At 60.7% G+C, this 20,003-nt stretch carries 22 protein-coding genes; 14 read left to right on the forward strand and 8 right to left on the reverse strand.

Annotated elements, in window-relative coordinates; translation table 11 throughout:
* Positions 1-116 precede the first annotated feature (116 nt).
* Complete coding sequence (locus JTP94_RS09275; RefSeq protein WP_204850216.1) at positions 117-539, reverse strand: SufE family protein; 423 nt, start codon at positions 537-539, stop codon at positions 117-119.
* Between the two features lie 129 nt (positions 540-668).
* On the reverse strand, positions 669-1,133 hold the full coding sequence (locus JTP94_RS09280; RefSeq protein ID WP_204850293.1) for a DUF5330 domain-containing protein: 465 nt from the start codon (positions 1,131-1,133) through the stop codon (positions 669-671).
* A gap of 469 nt (positions 1,134-1,602) precedes the next feature.
* On the opposite strand from JTP94_RS09280, the gene JTP94_RS09285 reads away from it, so the two are divergent.
* Genes JTP94_RS09285 through JTP94_RS09295 form a run of 3 tightly spaced genes read left to right on the forward strand, consistent with a single transcriptional unit; the run spans position 1,603 to position 4,549 of the window.
* Positions 1,603-3,138, forward strand: coding sequence for a HAMP domain-containing sensor histidine kinase (locus JTP94_RS09285; protein ID WP_204850294.1), 1,536 nt, complete (start codon positions 1,603-1,605; stop codon positions 3,136-3,138).
* Positions 3,110-4,141 carry a peptidoglycan-binding domain-containing protein gene (locus tag JTP94_RS09290; RefSeq protein WP_204850217.1) on the forward strand — a complete coding sequence of 344 codons (1,032 nt, stop codon included), beginning with the start codon at positions 3,110-3,112 and terminating at the stop codon, positions 4,139-4,141. Before JTP94_RS09285 ends, JTP94_RS09290 begins: the two co-directional genes overlap by 29 nt.
* A 48-nt stretch (positions 4,142-4,189) precedes the next feature.
* Entirely contained in the window at positions 4,190-4,549 is a 360-nt protein-coding gene (locus JTP94_RS09295) for a DUF1491 family protein (RefSeq protein ID WP_204850218.1), read from the forward strand.
* 6 nt (positions 4,550-4,555) lie between these two features.
* On the opposite strand, the gene JTP94_RS09300 is transcribed toward JTP94_RS09295, so the two are convergent.
* Both JTP94_RS09300 and JTP94_RS09305 read right to left on the reverse strand, forming a co-directional pair.
* Positions 4,556-5,563, reverse strand: a complete 1,008-nt coding sequence (locus JTP94_RS09300) for a DUF2336 domain-containing protein (protein ID WP_204850219.1) — start codon at positions 5,561-5,563, stop codon at positions 4,556-4,558.
* A 466-nt stretch (positions 5,564-6,029) separates the two neighbouring features.
* Positions 6,030-6,236 (reverse strand): hypothetical protein, encoded by a 207-nt coding sequence (locus tag JTP94_RS09305; RefSeq protein WP_037193743.1) that lies wholly within the window; start codon positions 6,234-6,236, stop codon positions 6,030-6,032.
* Between the two features lie 395 nt (positions 6,237-6,631).
* Here JTP94_RS09305 and JTP94_RS09310 point away from each other — a divergent pair, with 395 nt between their 5' ends.
* Complete coding sequence (locus tag JTP94_RS09310; RefSeq protein ID WP_204850300.1) at positions 6,632-6,925, forward strand: hypothetical protein; 294 nt, start codon at positions 6,632-6,634, stop codon at positions 6,923-6,925.
* A 128-nt stretch (positions 6,926-7,053) separates the two neighbouring features.
* On the opposite strand, the gene JTP94_RS09315 is transcribed toward JTP94_RS09310, so the two are convergent.
* The 3 genes from JTP94_RS09315 to JTP94_RS09325 form a co-directional block, all read right to left on the reverse strand.
* Positions 7,054-7,602 (reverse strand): DUF1254 domain-containing protein, encoded by a 549-nt coding sequence (locus JTP94_RS09315; protein WP_204850220.1) that lies wholly within the window; start codon positions 7,600-7,602, stop codon positions 7,054-7,056.
* Positions 7,595-8,182, reverse strand: a complete 588-nt coding sequence (locus tag JTP94_RS09320) for a DUF1214 domain-containing protein (RefSeq protein WP_204850221.1) — start codon at positions 8,180-8,182, stop codon at positions 7,595-7,597. The genes JTP94_RS09315 and JTP94_RS09320 overlap by 8 nt, the downstream gene beginning before the upstream one ends.
* A 267-nt stretch (positions 8,183-8,449) precedes the next feature.
* The gene (locus JTP94_RS09325) at positions 8,450-10,645 is read right to left on the reverse strand and encodes a transglycosylase domain-containing protein (protein ID WP_204850222.1); all 2,196 of its coding nucleotides are present in this window, start codon (positions 10,643-10,645) and stop codon (positions 8,450-8,452) included.
* Positions 10,646-10,810: 165 nt separating this feature from the next.
* Here JTP94_RS09325 and JTP94_RS09330 point away from each other — a divergent pair, with 165 nt between their 5' ends.
* Positions 10,811-11,296 (forward strand): YcgN family cysteine cluster protein, encoded by a 486-nt coding sequence (locus tag JTP94_RS09330; protein ID WP_204850223.1) that lies wholly within the window; start codon positions 10,811-10,813, stop codon positions 11,294-11,296.
* Here JTP94_RS09330 and JTP94_RS09335 read toward each other — a convergent pair.
* Positions 11,274-11,603: an MmcQ/YjbR family DNA-binding protein gene (locus JTP94_RS09335; protein WP_204850295.1), complete on the reverse strand. Its 330-nt coding sequence runs from the start codon at positions 11,601-11,603 to the stop codon at positions 11,274-11,276. The two genes, JTP94_RS09330 and JTP94_RS09335, sit on opposite strands and share 23 nt — an antisense overlap.
* A 146-nt stretch (positions 11,604-11,749) precedes the next feature.
* Between JTP94_RS09335 and JTP94_RS09340 the strand changes: the two genes are divergently transcribed.
* The 9 genes from JTP94_RS09340 (at position 11,750) to JTP94_RS09380 (ending at position 19,885) form a co-directional block, all read left to right on the forward strand.
* Positions 11,750-12,058: a Dabb family protein gene (locus JTP94_RS09340; RefSeq protein WP_204850224.1), complete on the forward strand. Its 309-nt coding sequence runs from the start codon at positions 11,750-11,752 to the stop codon at positions 12,056-12,058.
* Between the two features lie 550 nt (positions 12,059-12,608).
* Positions 12,609-12,857, forward strand: coding sequence for a hypothetical protein (locus tag JTP94_RS09345; protein WP_034507944.1), 249 nt, complete (start codon positions 12,609-12,611; stop codon positions 12,855-12,857).
* Between the two features lie 137 nt (positions 12,858-12,994).
* Positions 12,995-13,666 carry a response regulator transcription factor gene (locus JTP94_RS09350; protein ID WP_204850225.1) on the forward strand — a complete coding sequence of 224 codons (672 nt, stop codon included), beginning with the start codon at positions 12,995-12,997 and terminating at the stop codon, positions 13,664-13,666.
* On the forward strand, positions 13,656-15,053 hold the full coding sequence (locus JTP94_RS09355) for a HAMP domain-containing sensor histidine kinase (protein WP_204850226.1): 1,398 nt from the start codon (positions 13,656-13,658) through the stop codon (positions 15,051-15,053). Before JTP94_RS09350 ends, JTP94_RS09355 begins: the two co-directional genes overlap by 11 nt.
* Positions 15,054-15,143: 90 nt before the next feature.
* Positions 15,144-15,575, forward strand: coding sequence for a hypothetical protein (locus JTP94_RS09360; RefSeq protein WP_204850227.1), 432 nt, complete (start codon positions 15,144-15,146; stop codon positions 15,573-15,575).
* A gap of 233 nt (positions 15,576-15,808) precedes the next feature.
* On the forward strand, positions 15,809-16,951 hold the full coding sequence (gene ccmI, locus JTP94_RS09365) for a c-type cytochrome biogenesis protein CcmI (protein ID WP_204850228.1): 1,143 nt from the start codon (positions 15,809-15,811) through the stop codon (positions 16,949-16,951).
* Positions 16,948-17,397, forward strand: coding sequence for a cytochrome c maturation protein CcmE (gene ccmE, locus JTP94_RS09370; protein WP_204850229.1), 450 nt, complete (start codon positions 16,948-16,950; stop codon positions 17,395-17,397). Before ccmI ends, ccmE begins: the two co-directional genes overlap by 4 nt.
* Positions 17,394-19,382 carry a heme lyase CcmF/NrfE family subunit gene (locus JTP94_RS09375; protein ID WP_204850230.1) on the forward strand — a complete coding sequence of 663 codons (1,989 nt, stop codon included), beginning with the start codon at positions 17,394-17,396 and terminating at the stop codon, positions 19,380-19,382. The genes ccmE and JTP94_RS09375 overlap by 4 nt, the downstream gene beginning before the upstream one ends.
* Before the next feature lie 83 nt (positions 19,383-19,465).
* Positions 19,466-19,885 (forward strand): cytochrome c-type biogenesis protein, encoded by a 420-nt coding sequence (locus JTP94_RS09380; RefSeq protein ID WP_246754756.1) that lies wholly within the window; start codon positions 19,466-19,468, stop codon positions 19,883-19,885.
* Positions 19,886-20,003: the final 118 nt, after the last annotated feature.

Genomic DNA, 20,003 nt, shown 5'->3' on the forward strand with positions numbered 1-20,003 from the left:
AACAATAACATAGAGCGGTTAGGCGATTCCGTGAGACGCGTAACCGCCCTAGCTGGTCTACAGAAAAACCCGGCTTGCGAGCCGGGTTTTGTCTATCATCGTGACGCTAGCCGAGCCTATGCTGCGGCTCTCACGCGGGCTTCTTCGCGGATGCGCTTGATCATGGAGCGCAGTCCATTAGCGCGCTGCGAGGAGAGATGCTCGACGAGGTCGATCTTGCCGAAGACATCGAGCGCATCGAGCGCGGCGATTTCGGACGCCGGTTTGCCGGAATAGGTTGCAAGCACGATCGCCACCAGTCCGCGCACGATATGTGCGTCGGAATCTCCTTCGAACGTCAGGATCGGATTTTCAGGATCGCCGGACGCATGCGTGACGAGCCAGACTTGGCTGGCGCAGCCCTGCACCTTGTTTTCCAGCGTCCGTTTATCCTCCGGTAGATCGGGCAGCGCCTTGCCGAGCTCGATCACGTAGCGGTAGCGATCCTCCCAGTCGTCCAGGAAGGAAAAGTCCTCGATGATCTTGTCAAGCGTTGCCATCATATCGATCCAATTTATCCATCGACTTTGGATATAGGCGAAACGACGGGTGATTTGAACCCGCGGATAAAAAGAACGCCGCTGGCCTGTCGAGGCCTGCGGCGCGCAAGGTGGGCCAAAGAAAAGGTGTCAGGTTCGCGGACGCGGCATCGGCAGTGGCACGGAAGAGGGCAGCTTGACGGTGCCGGTGATCAAGACGTCGGCGGTTTCGGTGCCGATGACGCGCTTGACGGGCATCGGCTGTGTGATGGCGGCGGCCTGTTCCTGGCCTGCGCGCGCTGCCGTATTGTCGGCAGGCGTCCCCGAGGCCTGATCCTTGAAGTGACGGCCGAGCAGATCGTAGGCGACGCGTGCGCCATCGCGAGCCTGATAGCCGAGCGCCGTCAGCGTCTCGCCGCCCTTCATGCAGACTTCCGGCTTCTCGGAGCACATCGCGCCGACATATTGGACGACGCCGGTGGCGGCCGAAAGCGCGTCGGAGACCTGCACGGTCGGCTCTCCCGCCGGGCGGGGGTCGCCTTCGGGCTTCGCAAAGATCGGCAGGAACATGAGAACCAGCGAGAACCAGAACCCTGTTCTAATCAGAAACCACATTTCCTTGCCCACCTTCTCTGTCATCCGGCTCGGTCGCCGATTCGGACTTGTCTGTCCGATGTGGTTCGAACCTATCCGGCAGAGGACAACATCACTTTTCAAAACTCAGCGGCATTTTCGGCTAATTTGATTCAAATTTTAGCTTTCTAAATTCGAACCGCATTTAGATCAAATTGTAGCGATTGCTGTTAAGCATGTCTCGCCCTATCCGCCTGATATGCAGGGCTTTGCGGGCACAGGCCCTGCCGCAAAAGTTAACGCGCGGCGGAAATCTAAATAAAATCCGTTGCTTACCCGCTGTTAACCACAAAAAACAAAGGTCCCGCATTCTGCGTCAAAACGGGATCTTGGCGCTTTTTCGGCCGGTCGGCGGGGCTTTCCTTTATTCTTTCCTTAAGTCGCCAGAGCCTATTGTGAGGTCCAATAAGTGACCGTTTTGACGGGTTGTAGTGTGCGCGTATTGAGTAACATGACTGTCGGGGCTGGAGCCTTCGTAGACCGGGTGGGCGGAAGCTGGCTCTCCCGGACGAGCGGGAATGGCGAAGTCCGTGGGCAGGAACTGGCGATCCTGCGCCGGCTTGCGCTTGCCTCATCCGTGGCACTCTTTGCGGTTCCCATCGGGCTTTCATTTGTCACCAGCCCGGCCGTGGCACTGCCCGCCGGCGTCGCCACCGTTTGCGCCGCTTTCCTGTTTTCGGCCGTCGGCAGCATCGCGCTGTCGCGCCAGAGACCTGATCCCCAAACCACCGAGGCCGTCATCGTCGAGCATCATGACTTAATGCTGGAAGCCGCTTTCGGCCTCGTGCTTCTGCTGGATCCACAAGGCAACGTGACCACCCTTGGCGGCCGCGATCGCGCGGAATTCCTGAGCTGGATGCGAGACCCGACCGGTCGCGGCTTCATCGAGCAGATCCATGTCTCAGACCGGATCCTCTTTCTGCAGGCGGTCGATGTGCTGCGTCAGGGTCGTGATGCATTCGGCGTGGACCTGCGTCTGGAACGCTCGACCGTCATGGGTGGGGATGAGCAGTTCGTCCATGTCCGCATGGAGCTGACGGCACGACGCGACGGCGAAGGCCGATTGACGGCGATCGTTGGTCAGCTGCGGGATATCTCGCAGGACCAGCAGCTTCGCGAGGATGCCGCGCGCAAGACCGCGGAGGCGCAATCGGCCAATGACGCCAAGTCGAGCTTCCTTGCTGCCGTCAGCCACGAGCTGCGCACGCCGCTCAATGCGATCCTCGGCTTTTCCGATATTCTCGGCGGCGAATATTTCGGCAAGCTGGAGAACAATCGCCAGCGGGAATATGTCGGCCTGATCCGCCAGTCCGGCGCGCACTTGTTGTCCGTGGTCAATACCATGCTCGACATGAGCAAGATCGAGGCCGGGCGCTATGAGCTTCTGCTCGAGTCCTTCCCGATCGAGGACTCCATTGCCGCATGCGAAGCCATGTTGGCGCTGCAGGCGAAGGAAAAGGGGCTGACCTTGACGAGCCGCGTTCAGCGCGGCCTCGGCGAGATCGTTGCCGACCAGCGTGCTCTCCAGCAGATCCTCATCAATCTCGTCGGCAATGCGATCAAGTTCACCGATGCGGGCGGCGCCGTCACCGTCGATGCGGCATTGGCTGACGGGATGCTGAAGCTCTCGGTCGGCGATACCGGTATCGGCATCGCAAACGAGCGGTTGGCTTCGCTCGGACAGCCCTTCGTGCAGATCCAGAACGACTATACGCGCCGCTATGCCGGCACCGGTCTCGGCCTGTCGCTGGTCAAGGGGCTGGTGGCGTTGCACGGCGGAAGTTTCTCGATCGCCAGCGCACCAGGCGAGGGCACGGTGATCACGATCCTTATTCCGTTCGACGGTTCGGGCACCTTGACGGCACAACAGTCTGTGGATGCCAATCGCCCTGTCGATTTTCCGCCGCGCCTGAAACATAGTATGGAGATGAGTGAAAGGCGAAACGAGGAAGAGATGAATGGCCCCGCAAAAGCGAAAATCGCCTAAGGGAAGAGGCAAGGGCAAGCGCAAGCAGCCCGGCTTCGCTTCTCGTGGAGCGGTTGCCGTGGGCAGCCTCGGCCTGCGCGGCGGTGCCGCGTTGGGCGGCCTTGGGCTGCGCGGCGCGGGCGCTCTCGCCGGCCTTGTCGGCGGCGCGGTCGGCAAGCATCCAGCAATCGTCGGCGGCGTTGCTCTTTTCCTCGGGGTTTTCGGCTTTGTAACCGCCAATGCGCTTTGGTATCAGCCAGGCGCGCATCCGTCGCCCTTGCTGCGTACGCGCGATCCTGGCGCTCCCTATCAGATCCCCGGCCGCAAGTCGTTCCTGCATGCGCAGCAGGCTGATGCCGGTAATGTCACGACGTTCCGCATCGAGCGACAGGGTTCCACAACCGGTTCCACGCCTTCTGCCGCAGCCGGTCAGGCGGCGAGCCCGGCCGCCGGGCAAGCGCCGGCCGCCGCCCCATCGAAGCTGGTTGCCGACGTCCAGGCCGAACTCATCCGTCATGGTCTCTATGATGGCGCAGCCGACGGCGTTACCGGATCACGCACGACAGCAGCCATTCTGTTCTTCCAGGAGGCGTCCGGCATGGCTCAGACGGGCGCGCCCACACCTGAGCTCCTGGCCGCGCTGAAGGCGAGCAATGCCGGAACGGTGCCTGCTAGCAAGACGAGCGTTGCCGCTGTTCCTGCGGATCGCCCCGTCAACGTGTCCGCCACCGCGCAAGCCATCGACCCGGTTGCCGCCGCCATCCAGAACGCCGAGAAGAACATGAAGACCGGAGCAGTCGCTGCAAAGGTCGCGCCGAGCGATGCGGTCGACAAGGTCAACATGGTGATGCAGATCCAGAAGGGTCTGAGCAACATCGCCTACAGCAATGTCAGCATCGATGGCGTCGCCGGCGAGCAGACCAAGGCGGCCATCCGCCGGTTCCAGAAGCATTATCGCCTGCCGGAAACCGGCGAGCCGAACGTGGCCGTCCTGAAGAAGCTGCAGGATATTGGCGCGCTTTAGTCCGCGGGTTCAATTGCTTCGCCGGCCGCTCCTCGTTATAGCTCGGCCATGAGATTGCGCAGCGACATCTTTGTGTCCGCCTTGACCCGGCGTCTGTTCGCCCGGGGCGATTTTGCCGCCGTCGAGCGGAAGGGCGAGGAGCAGGCCGGAGCGATCTTCATCCGCCAACGGTTCCGCGACGGATCGGAGACCCTCTATGCCCCGGCACCGCAGAGCTTCTTTGACGATGAGGAGAGCGGCTCCCGCCTGTTCGAGATCCGCATCGAACGCAAGGAAGCCGCCGAGATTCGCCAGACCCTCGAGCGCGAACTGAAATTCGATCCGGATCTATGGATCATCGAGCTGGAGACCGACGATATCGCCGATATCGTCCCGCTCGTTGACCAACGTCCCAATCCTCTGGATTGATGGCCGCTATCGCCGGCCGACCACGCGCAGCTCCCGGATCGCACCGGACCTGGCGCCGATGAGCGGTTCCGCGGGGCGAGGGGCCGGATTGCCCTGGGGCAGATAGGTGTAGCTGTCGGCGCGGCGCCATGCATCCACTCTTGCCTGGCTTTCCTCGGTATCGATGCCATCCAGAACCAGCCATGCGCGGCTGACGCTGCCATGCCGCTCCGCAAGATGCGGGTAGAAGCGCTCAAGCGAATAGACTGCGTCGGCGAGGCCCATGCCGAGGCTGACCAGCGTCACCGCCAGCTGCTGGCCTGATGTATCGATCAAGATGCGCTCGGTGAGCCAATGGCTGGAGGAGAGCGCATCGGCCAATGTGGCGGCAAATTGCAGTGCATCGCGTTCTCGCGCGAAGCGCACGAGCAGGGCTTCCTGCGTTTCGCTGAGGCTGCGCAAACCGAGGCGATCCTGATCGTCGCGGGCCAGATGACGCGCGGCCTGCTTGATTTGCTGGCGCAATGCTTCTTCGCGCGACAGCCGTTCGGATTCCGTCGGGCCGGTCTTCGGCGATGCTTCCCTTGCCGGGGCGTCCGCTGTCGTCATGCCGCGATCGGGCTCGGCCTGGTGCAGGCCGACAAGCGCGTCGATGACCTTGGGAGATAGGGACGGACGGCGGACGATTGCCCGCGCATGCGCTGCCCCTTGCGTGCGGGCGATGGTGATCAGCGTATCGTCATCAATCGCCTGCGAGCTGGTGAGGAACGGAGCGGCGATCGCGATCGGCTGGCAACCGATGAACAGGGCAACGGCCTGAGGCACTGTCGGACATTGGGAAAGGGCGGCGACGGCCTGGCGCTTTGCCTCATCGGACGACGCCTGGAAAACCGGCGTGAAGAGTTCGGCAAACTGGCGGAGTTCCGATTTCGACGGATGGTTCATGCCTTCGAAGCTGGTGATCGTCGCCATTAGAACCACGTCCTTCTTGCGGACTGTCGCAGGCTCTTCAAGGTCTCGAAACCGGTCACGCACGCCAACACCCATACTGATACGCAGAACAAAAACGCTGGGAGCCGGATTGTCGGACCTGTACCCCACCGCGCCTCTTTCCGGTCGTGCCGGATCGCCCTTTTACCGTTGGGAACGGCTTTGGCGGCGATTGTCGAAACGGGTGTGGACACGGTCGTCCTTGTCTGGCTTTCACAGAAGACTAAGGCCGGCAGGGTTAATGGTTGATGAAAACTTTATTAAAATGCCAATAAAAATTGCGCGTTAAGCTTGCGCGAGGATATCGGCGGGATTTATGCCGGATAAGCCGCAGCCAAGGGCGATCAGCCTGCTGCGAAACGCATTCGCAGCGAGGCATTGATGTGACGGCTCAACCTATAGGGGTTTGGCTTGGCATGTCGCCATAAAGCATTGCAGGCTTGCCTGAAGCCGCGCGTTTCGCTTCGATCACAGTCTAGTTGGGAAGACAGTCTAGTTGGGGAGAAGGTGCCTAGATGCCTCTCTGCTCACGCAGCGCGGCGAGCAGCTTTTCGGAGGTATTGTAGCCGGACTGAAATAGTCCAATGGCAGCGGAGGCCGCGAGCTGGGCTTCAGCACTTGTGATATCGATCCGCTTCTCCGTGCACCATGTATCGAGCGCACCGCGCAGGACCATGACATCCTCAGGTAAGAAGACGGAATTGCCCGTCGCATGCATTGCATCGCCCTCAGTTTTCGCTTTGACAATACGTTAATTTTTTGTGAGCGCAAATAATATTTGTGTGACGCTTTTTTGCAACGCGATGGTCGATTGTCTATTCGCGGGCGGCGCCAATCATTCACTTAAGAATATGATATTACAGGGCTTCATAGCCAAATCGATTCCGGTGATTTTTCGTCGGCTGGTGAAACTAATCCTGCCTTCACAGCGTTATTAGGGCATGACGGCTCGTGCCAAGGGTGAAGTGCGACGATGATTAGCATTCTGTTAACCGCGCCATGTCTGAATTCGGCCAAAAGCAGTGATTTGCAGAATGCGGTCGTCAATAAAGTTAGCATGGGAGCCGCAATCGGTGCCCATGCCACGGTGTCCAGTAAATACCGTGAGAAGGCGTGAATGTCTTCGTCTTGGCCCAAAGCATGGGGCTGGGATCGGAGGAAGCGCTAGCCCGTTTTGAGGACGGGCAGGGTGAAATCAGTCGCAAGTTCATCCGTCTCGAGACGCAAATGGAGACGAGAATGGCAAAGATCATATCTCTTTCGGAGCGGCGATCGCGAATGCCGCCACGCGCTCAAAAGGAGCCGGTGGAAGCAAAAATATTGCTGTTTACCGGTGTTCGCTACGAGCATCTGGACACCGCAACCGACCGCCCGGGGGCGGGGGGCAAGCGGGCAAAAAGCAAGTAGCTGCCCATCACATGGACCGTCGCGGTGGCATCGGCATCGCGACAACACATTTTCGCTGCGGTACGCAGCCCGCAGATCGCAGCGATTGTCCCGCGAGCCTTGGGCTCAAACTTTGTTCTGGCCCATTCTCAGTTGTCATTGAATTCGTCACAGCCGGCTTCCGACAGGAAGTCACGGGCCGCATCGTCGAAGCTGGCTTGCGGCGCCATCGTATGCAGAACCGCATAGCCTTCGGTGCGCGGCACTTCCACGAGGATCGATTGCGCAAGAGACGGCGGCAGGGCCTTTCGGATACCCGTGAGCTGTATGGGAGATGCCAAAAGCAAATCGAGCGTACCGCCGACGGACGTGCGGTCACTCATGCTGAACACCTCGTTGGATGCCGCGTCGTAGACGGCTAGCGACCAGAAGGGTACCTTGCCTTTGGCGGTCAGGTGTACCGGCTTGTCTTCGATGTCGAATGCGCAAACCGCGGTCCGGATATAGGGGTCGGTATTGGAAAGCCCCGCATCGTCATCCTTGTCGTCGAGCATGTAGAAATGGTTCTCGTCGCCCTCGTCGGAGACGCGGGTATAGGCGTCGCGATCGGAGAAATGCGGCAGCGACAGAATGATGACGAGATGCAGCAGCGCTGCGCCGAATAGGCCGGTCAGAACAGCGAAAACGAACCTAAACATGGCCGCATCCGATCTTTTCGAGTTTCGGCATGGTCAGATCGATCAGCCCGGAATTGCTGGCCGCAGGCGAATCCAGCAGCGTCCACACCAGCCGAAAATTGCCGGCGGCGGGTAGCGCGAGCCAGTTGCCTGCATGGGCATCGGGCGAAATGGTAATGTCGAAGCTTGAATCCGGATTGCGCAGCACGACCCAGGAATTGATCGTCGACGGTCGTCCCGCAGGCCCGGCCAGCGGTTCGCCGTCATTGCCCGCGATGAAAAGCGTCCAGAGCCGCGCCGGCGGCGTCTGGCCGCTGATACGATAGCTGCAACTTGTCGTCAGCCGCCCGCCTGCACTATCGTCGGAAGCGGTGAACACCAACCCCTCCGCCGTGCCATAGAGCAATCGGCCCGCGCGGGCGCGATGTGACTTGGCATAGGGATCGGCATCGGCCGTTTGCATTTCCGGAAACGCCTGCCAGACGCCTAGCTTGATCGCACCGAAACCGGAGGTCACATCCAGCGCAAAAAGCGTGAACACGATCCCGCCGCCGAAGGCGATCAGCAGTGAAAGCGCAACAAGAAGGGGAACTCGGAACACCCTGGGATCGTCCTCGTGACAAATCAGTGTCGATTTATTCCTGATTCTGACGGTAGGGGGAAGGGCGGGCGTCGTCGGGCGGCGTTGGGTCGATATCACGGATGGGCAAAAATGCGGGAAGGAGCCTCGTGAATGCGAGCATCTGCCGGGGTTGCTTGCTCCCGCAGCTGGGATGTCGAGTTCAGATGTTTTCCTGTATCTTTTCGGTGGAAAGCCCAAAAGAGCGGAGGCCGATCGCGGGCCTCGTTACCCTTTCTCCCGACGTCGCTATTCCGCGGCGGCCAACTTCTGCGCTTCGAGCGCCGGCGCCGTCTTCAGCCTTTCACCGATATCGCGAAGGATCTTCGTGGAATCCACCGACAGCGAGCGTGGTCTAATGAGTGGCGGCAGGCCGCCATCCGTCGTGCTCGCCGGCTTCTTAGCCGCCACCGTCTGCGGCTTCTGCGCCGGGAACGGATTGCTGATGCCTGGAATTGGTTTCAGCACGACACCCTGGTTCGCATAGTCCATGATCTTCTTGAAGGTCATGGCCGGCAGCGTGCCGCCCGTCATGTTGTTGGTCGAGGTATAGTCGTCGTTGCCGAACCAGACGGCGCAGGTATAGTTGCCGGTAAAGCCGATGAACCAGGCGTCGCGATAGGCTTGAGTTGTGCCGGTCTTGCCGCCGATGACGATGCCGTTGTCCAGCGCTGCCTTGCGGCCGGTGCCGATCACCGGAACCTGTGTCAGCATCTGGTTCATGTAGGAGGTGGCTTTTTCGCTGAGGACGCGCTTGGCGGGCGGCTCGTCGCGACTGAAATCATAAATCACCTTGCCGTCATAGCCGGTGATCTGTTCGATGCCGTGACGCCGCGACTGCATGCCATCGGCCGGGAAAACCGCATAGGCCGTGGCCTGGTCGAGCACGGTCACTTCCGATGTGCCGATCGGAATGGTCTTGTCGTTGCGGATCGGCGTCTCCACGCCCAAGGCCTTGGCCATGTCGCGAATGGGCTGAATGCCGAACTTCTCCTTGGCCAAACGCACCGGAACCGTGTTGATCGACTGCGTGATCGCCTGCGTCAGCGTCACCTTGCCTTCATAGCGGTTCTCGTAGTTGTGCGGGCTCCAGTTGCCCCAGGTGATCGGTGCGTCGACGATGGTGGATGTCGGCGTCATGCCGTTCTCCATCGCCACGGAGTAGGTGTAGATCTTGAACGAGGAGCCTGGCTGGCGCAGCGCCCTGGTCGCGCGGTTGAACTGGCTTTCGCCGTAGTCGCTGCCGCCGACCATGGCGCGGACCGCGCCGCCGCTTTCGATGAGAACGCTGGCGCCCTGCTTGGCATGGTAGCGCTCGCCATATTCCATCAGGCTGGACTGGATCGAATCCTCCGCCGCCTTCTGCAGCCCCATGTCGATAGTCGTGCGGACGATCAGCGAGCGTTCCGGAAAACGCGTGGCAAGCCGCTGCACTTCATCGAAGGACCAGTCGAGGAAATAGTCCGGAGAGTCGATCTGGGCGCGGTCGACGATGGAGGCGGGATTGCGCCGTGCGGCGATCACCTGGCCCTCGGTCATCAATCCGCTCTGCACAAGGTTGGACAGCACATCGTTGGCACGGGCGCGCGCGGCCGGTAGATTGACGTGCGGCGCATATTTCGCCGGTGCCTTGAACAGGCCAGCGAGCATCGCGGCCTCCGCCAGATTGACGTCAGTGATGCTCTTGCCGAAATAGAATTGCGCTGCCGCTGCCGCGCCGAAAGTGCCGCCGCCCATATAAGTGCGGTCGAGATAGAGGCTGAGGATCTCCTTCTTGGAGAGATTGGCTTCCAGCCAGATCGCCAAAAAGGCCTCCTTGATCTTGCGGTCGATGGAGCGCTCGTTGTTGAGGAAGATGTTCTTGGCAAGCTGCTGCGTCAGCGTCGAGCCGCCCTGGACGACGCCGCCGGCCTGCGCATTGACGGTCACCGCGCGGAACAGGCCGATCACGTCGATGCCGAAATGGTCGAAGAAACGCCGGTCCTCCGTCGCAAGCACCGCCTTGATGAAATAGTCCGGCAGCTGGTCTACGGGAACGGAATTCTCGTGAATGATGCCGCGATGGCCGATGACGTTGCCGTAGCGGTCGAGGAAGGTGACGGCGAAGTTGCCGCGGTTGCGCCAGTCGCCCTGCGTGGCGTCGAAAGCCGGCATGGCGAGCATCAGCATGACGACGGAGCCGGCCGCGCCGAGCGTCAGGCCTTCGCCGAGCAGTTCGAAAACGATGCGCTTCCAGCCGCGCACGCGGAAGCGTCGGAAGAAAATCGTGATATCTTCCCAGGCTTCGGCAAGGCGGAAACCGGCATTCCACAAGGTGGAGTCGATCCATGAATCGATACGCAGAAAGAAATAGCGCTTCCGGCGCGGTGGCCTTTCGGCTCCGCTCTCCTGTTGCGTCCCGGGCTCCGTCTTCGGCCCGTTTTCTGGATTGGATGGGTCTTCCACGCGCTACTTCCCGACCACAATACTGCTGCGTGTCTCCTTGTGGCACACGCAAAGCCCATTATCTCATAGAATGGCGAATTGAATAATTGGTTGATTTAGAGAAAAGAACAAGAGACACGCATGCCGCGGCCCGTATTTCCTGCCTGGGCGGCGAGGATGATGAGGATGGACGAGATACCTTTCTGGAAAAGCAAGGCGCTGGCGGAGATGAGCACGCCGGAATGGGAAAGCCTTTGCGACGGCTGCGGCCTCTGTTGTCTCAACAAGCTGGAGGACTGGGATAGCGGCGACGTCTACTTCACGTCGGTCCGCTGCAAGCTGATGGATGGCGAAAGCTGTCAATGCACCAGCTATCCGAACCGCTGGGATTTCGTGCCCGATTGCGTGCAGCTGACGCCGGAAAAGGTACCGGAGCTGGCATGGCTGCCGCCCACCTGCGCCTATCGTCTCGTCGATGAAGGCCGTGACCTCTATTGGTGGCACCCGTTGATATCGGGCGATCCGGAAACGGTTCATATCGCCGGCGTCTCCGCGCGGGGACGCACGATCAGCGAGAACGATGTCGAGCTCGACGATTTCGAGGATTATGTCGTCGACTGGCCGTTGACCGTGGAAGACCACATGGAGCCTAACCCTCCGGCAAAACCATAGATTTCGGCGCCACGTTTCGCCATGCCTGCCGCACGAGCGCCTCTATCGTCTCGCGATCTGCGCCATGGTGGAGAAGCCGCGTCGATCCCTTGAGCCCCCAGCCACCAGGCACGGCCGCGACATGCTGTGGCAAGGTGGCCAGCGCCATCTGCTGCTGATCGGGCGTCAGCTTGACCACGCAGAAATCGGGGCCTGGAAGAGTCATGAAGATCTTGCTCCGTACCCGAAAGTCACGGATTCCGAAATGCGAGCCTTCCGCCGCCTCCGGCAGCCCGAGAGCAAGGGCAATGAGATCCTCGTCTGTCATGGGGGCAACAATATCACGCCTGGCTGCAATGCGGAAAATGGTTGCCTGCGACGAAACGGTCTCATGGGTGAGCGGCCGATTCATTGAATTGATTCCGCGCGCATGATATCGCGCGGTGCCTTCGCACATGCACAGGGAGCCGTCGCGTGATCCGTCATATCGTCTTCTTCACCGTTCCCGATCGCGCCAATCTTGAGGACGTTCGCTCCGGCCTGTCGATCCTGACCGCCATCCCGCATGCGCGCCTGCTGGAGATCGGCACGAATGTAAAAACCGATCAGCTCGGCACCGACGTCGATATCGTCGTCTATGGCGAGTTCGATGACGAGGCCGCGCTCGCCGCCTACAAGGCGCATCCGAATTATCAGCGCTCCATCGATCGCGTTCGCCCGCTGCGGGAGATGCGGATTGCTGCCGATTACGAGACGACGGTTGCGGTCCGCGAGCCGTTCTAGATGAAGCTCTGGCGAGAGCTTCCATCGCCAGTCATTTCAAGCGATTGAGCGCTCGAACGGAATCGGAGTGTCGACGAGCGGATTCATTGCGAGAGATCCTTGAATCAACGTCTGAGGTTCCGGACTCGACTTCAGAAGAAGCGCCCTCAAGTGATTCAAAAGACTCAAGGAAGACTTGGTGTTTTACGTTCGTAAAACACTTGAGGGCCGATTGGATTGGCCAAGCATGCGCGATCGATCATGACGCGCTTATGAGTCAATGATAATCAAGAATGATTAAAAATGCCTGAGTCTTCGGTTTATGCATGCTGCCGCGAACGGAATACATGCGGCATGACGAACATAGATAGGAAATTGGCATCGATAGCGTTCGATAGACTGCCTTCGCCGCCGCTTTGGCATTTCGTACATAATAAATTCAAATAGTTAAATTCAACTTTGAGCCTGCTGCACGTCCTGCGAGCGGAAAATTACCGCCCATTCATTTGCCATTCAGACGTGTTTGGGTACATATTTGCTCAAGTTAATGTCCCTGTGGGAAGTCTGAAGCATGGCCTCATTTTTAAGCATAGCAGCAGCGGCGGTCGTCTTGGCCGGCTCGGCTGTTTTGCCGGCGCCGACGTCGACCCTGGTGGCCCGCGCCAACAGCGATTGCAGCGAGGCTGCGGCCGCTGTCGTTGAAAAGACGGGTGGGCAGCTCCTTTCCGCGCAGCCGTCTGGCGATAGCTGTGTCATCACCGTTCTCGTGCAGGGCAACGGGCAGCGTCCGCGCAAGGTGACGATGAAGGTGCCGATGTGAAGCATGAGCATCTTGGGTCATAACGCGCAGCGGACGTTCTAAAGCCTTGAATCTCACGCAAAATCTTATCGTTTCCATGATTCCACTGTAGCTCGATTTACAGTACTGTTTCTCGAACCGGGGAAATTGGGTCCAACATGCGCATTCTCATAGTCGAAGACGATATCAACCTGAATCGCCAGCTCGCCGAGGCCTTGAAAGAGGCAGGCTACGTGGTCGATACGGCCTTTGACGGTGAGGAAGGCCATTTCCTGGGCGAGACCGAACCCTATGACGCCATCATTCTCGACATTGGTTTGCCGGAGGTGGATGGCATCACCGTGCTGGAGAAATGGCGTGGCGCCGGGCGGGCCACGCCCGTGCTCATCCTGACCGCACGCGACCGCTGGAGCGACAAGGTGGCCGGCATCGATGCCGGCGCCGACGATTATGTCGCCAAGCCCTTCCATGTCGAGGAAGTGCTCGCCCGCATCCGCGCCTTGATCCGCCGCGCCGCCGGCCATGCCTCTTCGGAGATCATCTGCGGTCCGGTGCGGCTTGACACCAAGAGCTCGAAGGCGACGGTGGACGGCAAGCCGCTCAAGCTCACCTCCCATGAATACCGGTTGCTTGCCTATCTCATGCATCACAAGGGCGAAGTCGTCTCGCGCACCGAGCTGGTCGAGCATATGTACGATCAGGATTTCGATCGCGATTCCAATACGATCGAGGTTTTCGTTGGCCGCCTGCGCAAGAAGATGGGTGTTGACCTGATCGAGACGGTCCGCGGCCTCGGTTACCGCATCCAAGCGCCGACCAATGCGAATTAAGTCACTCACCGCTCGCGTCCTGCTGTTGACCACACTCTGGTCCGCCGTGGCGCTGGTGGTGATCGGCCTTGTCATATCCAACATCTACCGCAAGAGCGCCGAGCGCGGCTTCCAGGATCTGTTGCGAGCGCAGCTCTATAACGTCATCAACTCCGTGACGATCGGCGACCAGGGTGCGCTGAGCGGCAGCCCGCAGCTCGGCGACCTTCGTTTCGCCCAGCCGAAGACGGGTTGGTACTGGATGGTCGAGCCTCTCGGCACCTATACGGCGACGCCGTTGGTCTCGCCGTCGCTCGGTGCGTCGAACCTGCCGGTGCTATCGGTGCTAGAGGCGCCTTTCGACAAGAACTACGAGCGTTATTACATCGTCACCGATGCCTTCGGAAACCGCGTGCAGGTGGCCGAAACGGAGGTGGTGCTCGATACGGACGGCCGCGCCGCGCGCTTCCGGGTTACCGGCAATGTCGCCGTGGTGGAGGACGATGTCCGCAATTTCTCCCACAGCCTCTATTTTGCGCTCGTCGGCTTCGGCGTCGGCAGCCTCATCGTCAACGCGCTCGCCATTCTCTACGGCTTGAAGCCGCTCGATAAGGCCCGCGCGGCGCTGGAGCGCATCCGTGCCGGCGAAAGCGAGCGATTGCAGGGCGATTTCCCGCGCGAGATCCTGCCGCTCGCCAACGAAGTCAACGCGCTGATCGAAAGCAACAGGCGCATCGTCGAGCGTGCCCGCATGCAGGTCGGCAATCTCGCCCATTCGCTGAAGACGCCGATCGCGGTCCTGCTCAACGAATCCCGCGTGCTGGAGCGCTCGCACGGCGATCTGGTGAAGAACCAGGCCGAGGCTATGCAGGTGCAGGTGCAATCCTATCTCAACCGTGCCCGTATCGCGGCGCAGCGCGAATCCGTGCTCGCCCGAACCGAGGCGGAACCGGCGCTGGAGCGGCTTGTCCGTGTCATGCGGCGGCTTAATGCGGACAAGGAGTTCGAACTGTCAGTTGCTCCCAATCTTGCCCTTGCCATGGAGCAGCAGGATCTGGAGGAGACGGTCGGCAACCTTCTGGAAAATGCTGCCCGCTTTGCCGAGCACAAGGTGCGTCTTTCCGCGAGCGAGGCGCCGCCGGAAATCAAGGGCATCGATCCTGTGCGGCGTCATTGGGTGGAACTGGTGGTCGAGGACGATGGACCCGGCCTCGAGCCGGATCAGATCCGCGAGGCGATGAAGCGTGGGCGCAGGCTGGACGAGAGCAAGCCGGGCACCGGTCTCGGGCTATCAATCGTCAGCGAGATCACCAACGAATATCAGGGGCGGCTGGAGCTCTCTCGCGGTGCCTGGGGTGGCCTTCGCGCCAGCCTAATTCTGCCTGGCCTGACGAAGGATGTTGCGTGATGCACGGCATGATGACAGAAAGAAGTTGTGGGTCATGATGATACCGCATCGCAGTACCTATGGTTTGCTTGTTGATACTGGTTCGGTTGTATGAAGCTTCGTACCTTTTTCTTGATTGTTCCCTCCCTCCTCGCAGCAATTGCGCTTTCTGGTTGCTCGACCACGAGCAGCAAGGGCAGCGGTGTGAGTCTGTTTTCCTCTGCCAAGCCGCCGGCCTCGGCGACGTTTATTACCGCGCTTGAAGGCGGCATTGTCGGACGAACCGGCATCAAGCTCAGCGACAGTGACAGACAGCGGGCGCTGGAGGCGGAATATCGGGCTCTGGAAAGCTCGCCGCTCGGCCAGTCCGTGGTCTGGAAGGGCAGGGATGCCAGTGGTGAAGTGGTGGCTGCCGCGCCCTATCAGGTTGGCTCGCAGAATTGCCGGCAATACACGCACACGGTCACGGTCGACGGCAAGCCGACCCTGGCAAGGGGCGCCGCTTGTCGCAATGACGATGGTACCTGGTCGCCACTCAACTGAGATATTCTTAACCCTCGCCCCATGGGGGAGAGGGTGGCGCCAAAGCGCCGGGTGAGACGGCGTTGTACCGGTTGGGATTGGCCTCGTCGCTTCGCTCCTTACCCCCTCATTCGCCCTTCGGGCACCTTTCCCCGCTGGGGCGAAAGTATAATAAGCGCGGCCAAACGCCTCAAATCTTCGTCAACGGGGCTTTCGCGGTTGGAATAAGCGCCCCGTTAAAGTATTGGGCGTCTATGCTGTTCTGGATTCTCGTGGCCGTTCTGACGGCTGTTGTCGGCGCTGTGTTGCTTCACCCTCTTCTGCGTGGTGCAAAGGAGGCTAGTGACCGTCGTTCGGGAGAGGCCGAGGTCTACCGCGATCAGCTTCGTGAACTGGATCGCGATCTTGCCGGCGGGCTGATCTCCGCGGAAGAGGCCGGCTACGCCCGCGCGGAAATCGGCCGACGCCTCATCGCCGCTTCCAAGGAGGAGGCGAGTGAAGCCAAATCGTCTCAGCGTGGCAGCTATCGCTTTTCCCAGGCCTTCATCGTCGTCATGCTTCCCGTCGTCGGGCTCTGTCTTTATCTTGCCAATGGCGATCCCGGGCTGCCGTCGCAGCCGCTGGAAGCGCGGCTCGAAAAACCAGGAAACGATCTTGCCATCTCGATCGTCAAGATCGAGCAGCATCTCGCCAGGAACCCGGATGACGGCAAGGGCTGGGAGGTCTTGGCGCCGATCTACTTCAAGACCAACCGCATCGGCGATGCCGAGCTCGCCTATCGCAACACCATCCGCCTGCTGGGGCCGACCGCCGCGCGGCTCGGCGATCTGGGCGAGGTATTGGTGGTCAAGGCTGATGGCGTCGTGACCGCGGATGCGCGCAGCGTGCTGCAGCAATCGCGGGCGCTCGATGCCGCCAATCCACGAACGCTCTTCTATCTGGCGCTGGCATTGGAGCAGGAAGGCAAGGCGGCGGACGCGAAAACCGCCTTCGAGGCTCTGGCGAAACAATCGCCGCCGGATGCGCCGTGGCTTGCGGCCGTCGACCAGCATATCGTCAAGAACGGCGGCCAGCCGGTGGCGTCTGCAAACGCCGATGCGCCTGGTAACCCGACAGCCGAGGAGGTCGCCGCGGCGAACACCTTGAACAGCGGTGATCGCCAGCAGATGATCCGCGGCATGGTCGACAGCCTCGATGCCAAGCTCAAGGAAGATCCGAAGAATTTCGAAGGCTGGATACGATTGATCCGCTCCTATGTCGTGCTGAACGACCGGGATCGTGCCTTGGATGCGCTGAAGCGCGGCCTTACAGCGTTCCCTGCGGATGGCGGGGAGGGGCAACAGCTCCTGGCGCTGGCAAAAGAATTGGGACTGCCGACGGAGGGGACGCAGCAATGACCCGCAAACAGAAACGGCTGGCTGTCATCGCCGGCGGCATGGGGTTCATCGCCGCTGCCGTACTTCTCGTCCTCTTCGCCTTCAGTCAGTCGGTCGCCTATTTCTACATGCCGGGGGATCTCGCCAAGACCCCGGTCAACGCCGGAACGCTGATCCGCCTGGGCGGCCTCGTCGGCCAAGGTTCCGTCCAGCGCGGCCAGGGCACGCAGGTGCAATTCTCCGTGACCGACGGCACTGATACGATCAAGGTTAGATATGACGGCCTCCTGCCGGATCTCTTCCGCGAGGGACAGGGTGTCGTGACCGAGGGCAAATTCGAGCCGGGCAGCGACGTCTTCGTTGCGGACAGCGTGCTGGCCAAGCATGATGAGCGTTACATGCCCAAACAGGTTGCCGACAAGCTGAAGGCGGATGGCGTCTGGAAAGGCGAGGAGGCGACCCAATGATCATCGAGCTCGGACATTATGCCCTGGTGCTGGCGCTGGCGACTGCGCTCATCGTCTCCATCCTGCCGGTGATCGGCGCGCGGCGCGGCGATGTGTCGATGATGGATATCGCGCCGGTCGGTTCCGTCGTCACGTTCGTGCTCGTTGCTTTTTCCTTCGGCGTCCTGACCTACGCCTATGTGGCTTCCGATTTCTCCGTGCTGAACGTCTGGGCCAATTCCCATTCGCTGATGCCGCTGATTTTCAAGATCTCCGGGGTGTGGGGCAATCACGAGGGATCGATGATGCTCTGGCTGTTGATCCTGTCGCTGTTCAGCGCACTCGTCGCATTGTTCGGCCGCAATCTGCCCGATGTGCTGCGCGCCAATGTCCTTGCCGTGCAATCCTGGATCTCGTCGGCCTTCCTGATCTTCATCCTGCTCACCTCCAATCCTTTCATCCGGCTTGATCCGGCGCCGGCCGAGGGCAAGGACCTCAACCCCGTCCTGCAGGATATCGGTCTCGCGATCCATCCGCCGTTGCTCTATCTCGGCTATGTCGGCTTTTCCGTCTGTTTCTCCTTCGCCGTTGCAGCCCTGCTGGAGGGCCGCATCGATGCCGCCTGGGCGCGCTGGGTCCGGCCCTGGACACTGGCTGCCTGGAGCTTCCTGACGCTCGGCATCGCCATGGGCTCCTATTGGGCCTATTACGAGCTCGGCTGGGGCGGCTGGTGGTTCTGGGATCCGGTGGAGAATGCCTCCTTCATGCCCTGGCTTGCCGGCACGGCGCTGCTGCATTCCGCACTGGTCATGGAAAAGCGCGATGCGCTGAAGATCTGGACAGTCTTGTTGGCGATCCTGACCTTCTCCCTGTCGCTGCTCGGCACTTTCCTCGTGCGTTCCGGCGTGTTGACCTCGGTTCATTCCTTTGCCAGCGACCCGACGCGGGGCATCTTCATTCTCTGCATTCTCCTCCTCTTCATCGGCGGTGCGCTGTCGCTCTTCGCCTTCCGTGCGCCGAAGCTTGCCGCCGGCGGATTGTTTGCGCCGATCTCGCGTGAGGGCGCGCTGGTCCTGAACAACCTCATCCTGACCGTCGCCTGCGGCACCGTCCTGACCGGCACGCTCTATCCGCTGGCTCTGGAAACCTTGACCGGCGACAAGATTTCCGTGGGGCCGCCCTTCTTCAACATGACGTTCGGGCTGTTGATGATGCCGATCCTCATTGCCGTGCCATTCGGCCCATTGCTGGCCTGGAAGCGGGGCGACCTGCTCGGTGCGCTGCAGCGACTCTATGTCGTGGCAGGTCTTGCCTTTCTTGCCGGGCTTGTCCTGTTCTATCTCAAGCATGGTGGCCCGGTGCTTGCCGTTCTCGGCCTCGCCGCCGGCTTCTTCCTGATCTTTGGCGCGCTGGCCGATCTCTGGTATCGCGCCGGCGTTCGCAAGGTGGCCGCAAATGTCGCTTGGCGCCGTCTGCGTGGGTTGCCGCGTTCCGCCTTCGGCTCTGCACTTGCCCATGCCGGTCTCGGCATCACCGTGCTCGGCATCGTAGCGGTGACGACCTTCGCGACGGAGAACATCACCAGCATGAAACCGGGCGAAACGGCCGAGCTTGGCGGCTACAGCTTGCGTTTCGAGGGCATGCAGCCGGGCGTCGGACCGAACTATACGGAGGATCGCGCCCGCTTCACGGTAAGCCAGGGCGGCGTCGCCTTCGCCAAAATGTCGTCATCCAAGCGCGTCTTCACCGCCAGCCGCACGGCAACCACCGAGGCCGGCATTCTGACGCTTGGGCCGAGCCAGCTCTACGTGTCGGTCGGTGATGCCAGCAAGGATGGCGGCATGGTGGTGCGCATCTGGTGGAAGCCGTTCATTCTCTGCATCTGGATGGGCGCGCTCGTCATGGCGATCGGCGGCTTCGTTTCGCTCAGCGATCGTCGCCTGCGTGTCGGTGCGCCGAGCCGCAAGGTAAAGCAGGCGCGCCCCGTGATGGAGCCGGCGGAATGAGCGGGGGGCGATCGGCACCCCATTTTGCCATCGCGCGGGCTCTCGCGACCTTTGCTTGCCTGTGCCTCTGTCTTGCGGCGATCATGGCGCCGCTGCCGGCCTTCGCCGTCAATCCGGATGAGGTCCTGCCCGATCCGGCTCTGGAAGCCCGAGCACGCGCGATCTCATCCGAATTGCGCTGCATGGTCTGCCAGAACCAGTCCATCGACGATTCCAATGCCGATCTCGCCCGTGATCTGCGATTGCTCGTGCGCAAACGCCTCGTCGACGGCGATACAGACGGGCAGGTGCTCGACTATATCGTTTCCCGCTACGGCGAGTTCGTCCTCCTGAAGCCACGCTTCACGGAAAAGACGCTTGTGCTTTGGGGCGCACCGATTGCGCTCTTTTTCGTGGGCGGATTTGCCCTTGTCGTCTATGCCCGTCGCCGTGCCGGTAAGCCGACCGGCAAGCCTCTGACTCCGGAGGAAGAGGCGCAACTGGACAATATCCTCGGCAAGTGATGCGGTCATCATTTACCCGCACGCACTGCAATCATTTCCATACATTACGAATTTTTCATGGGGCGGACAGTTCGTTGTAAGGTCCGACGCCCTATATCTTTATCATCACGCATCATAA

It is taken from the genome of Martinezella lusitana, assembly GCF_016901135.1.
GTDB lineage: Bacteria > Pseudomonadota > Alphaproteobacteria > Rhizobiales > Rhizobiaceae > Rhizobium > Rhizobium lusitanum_D.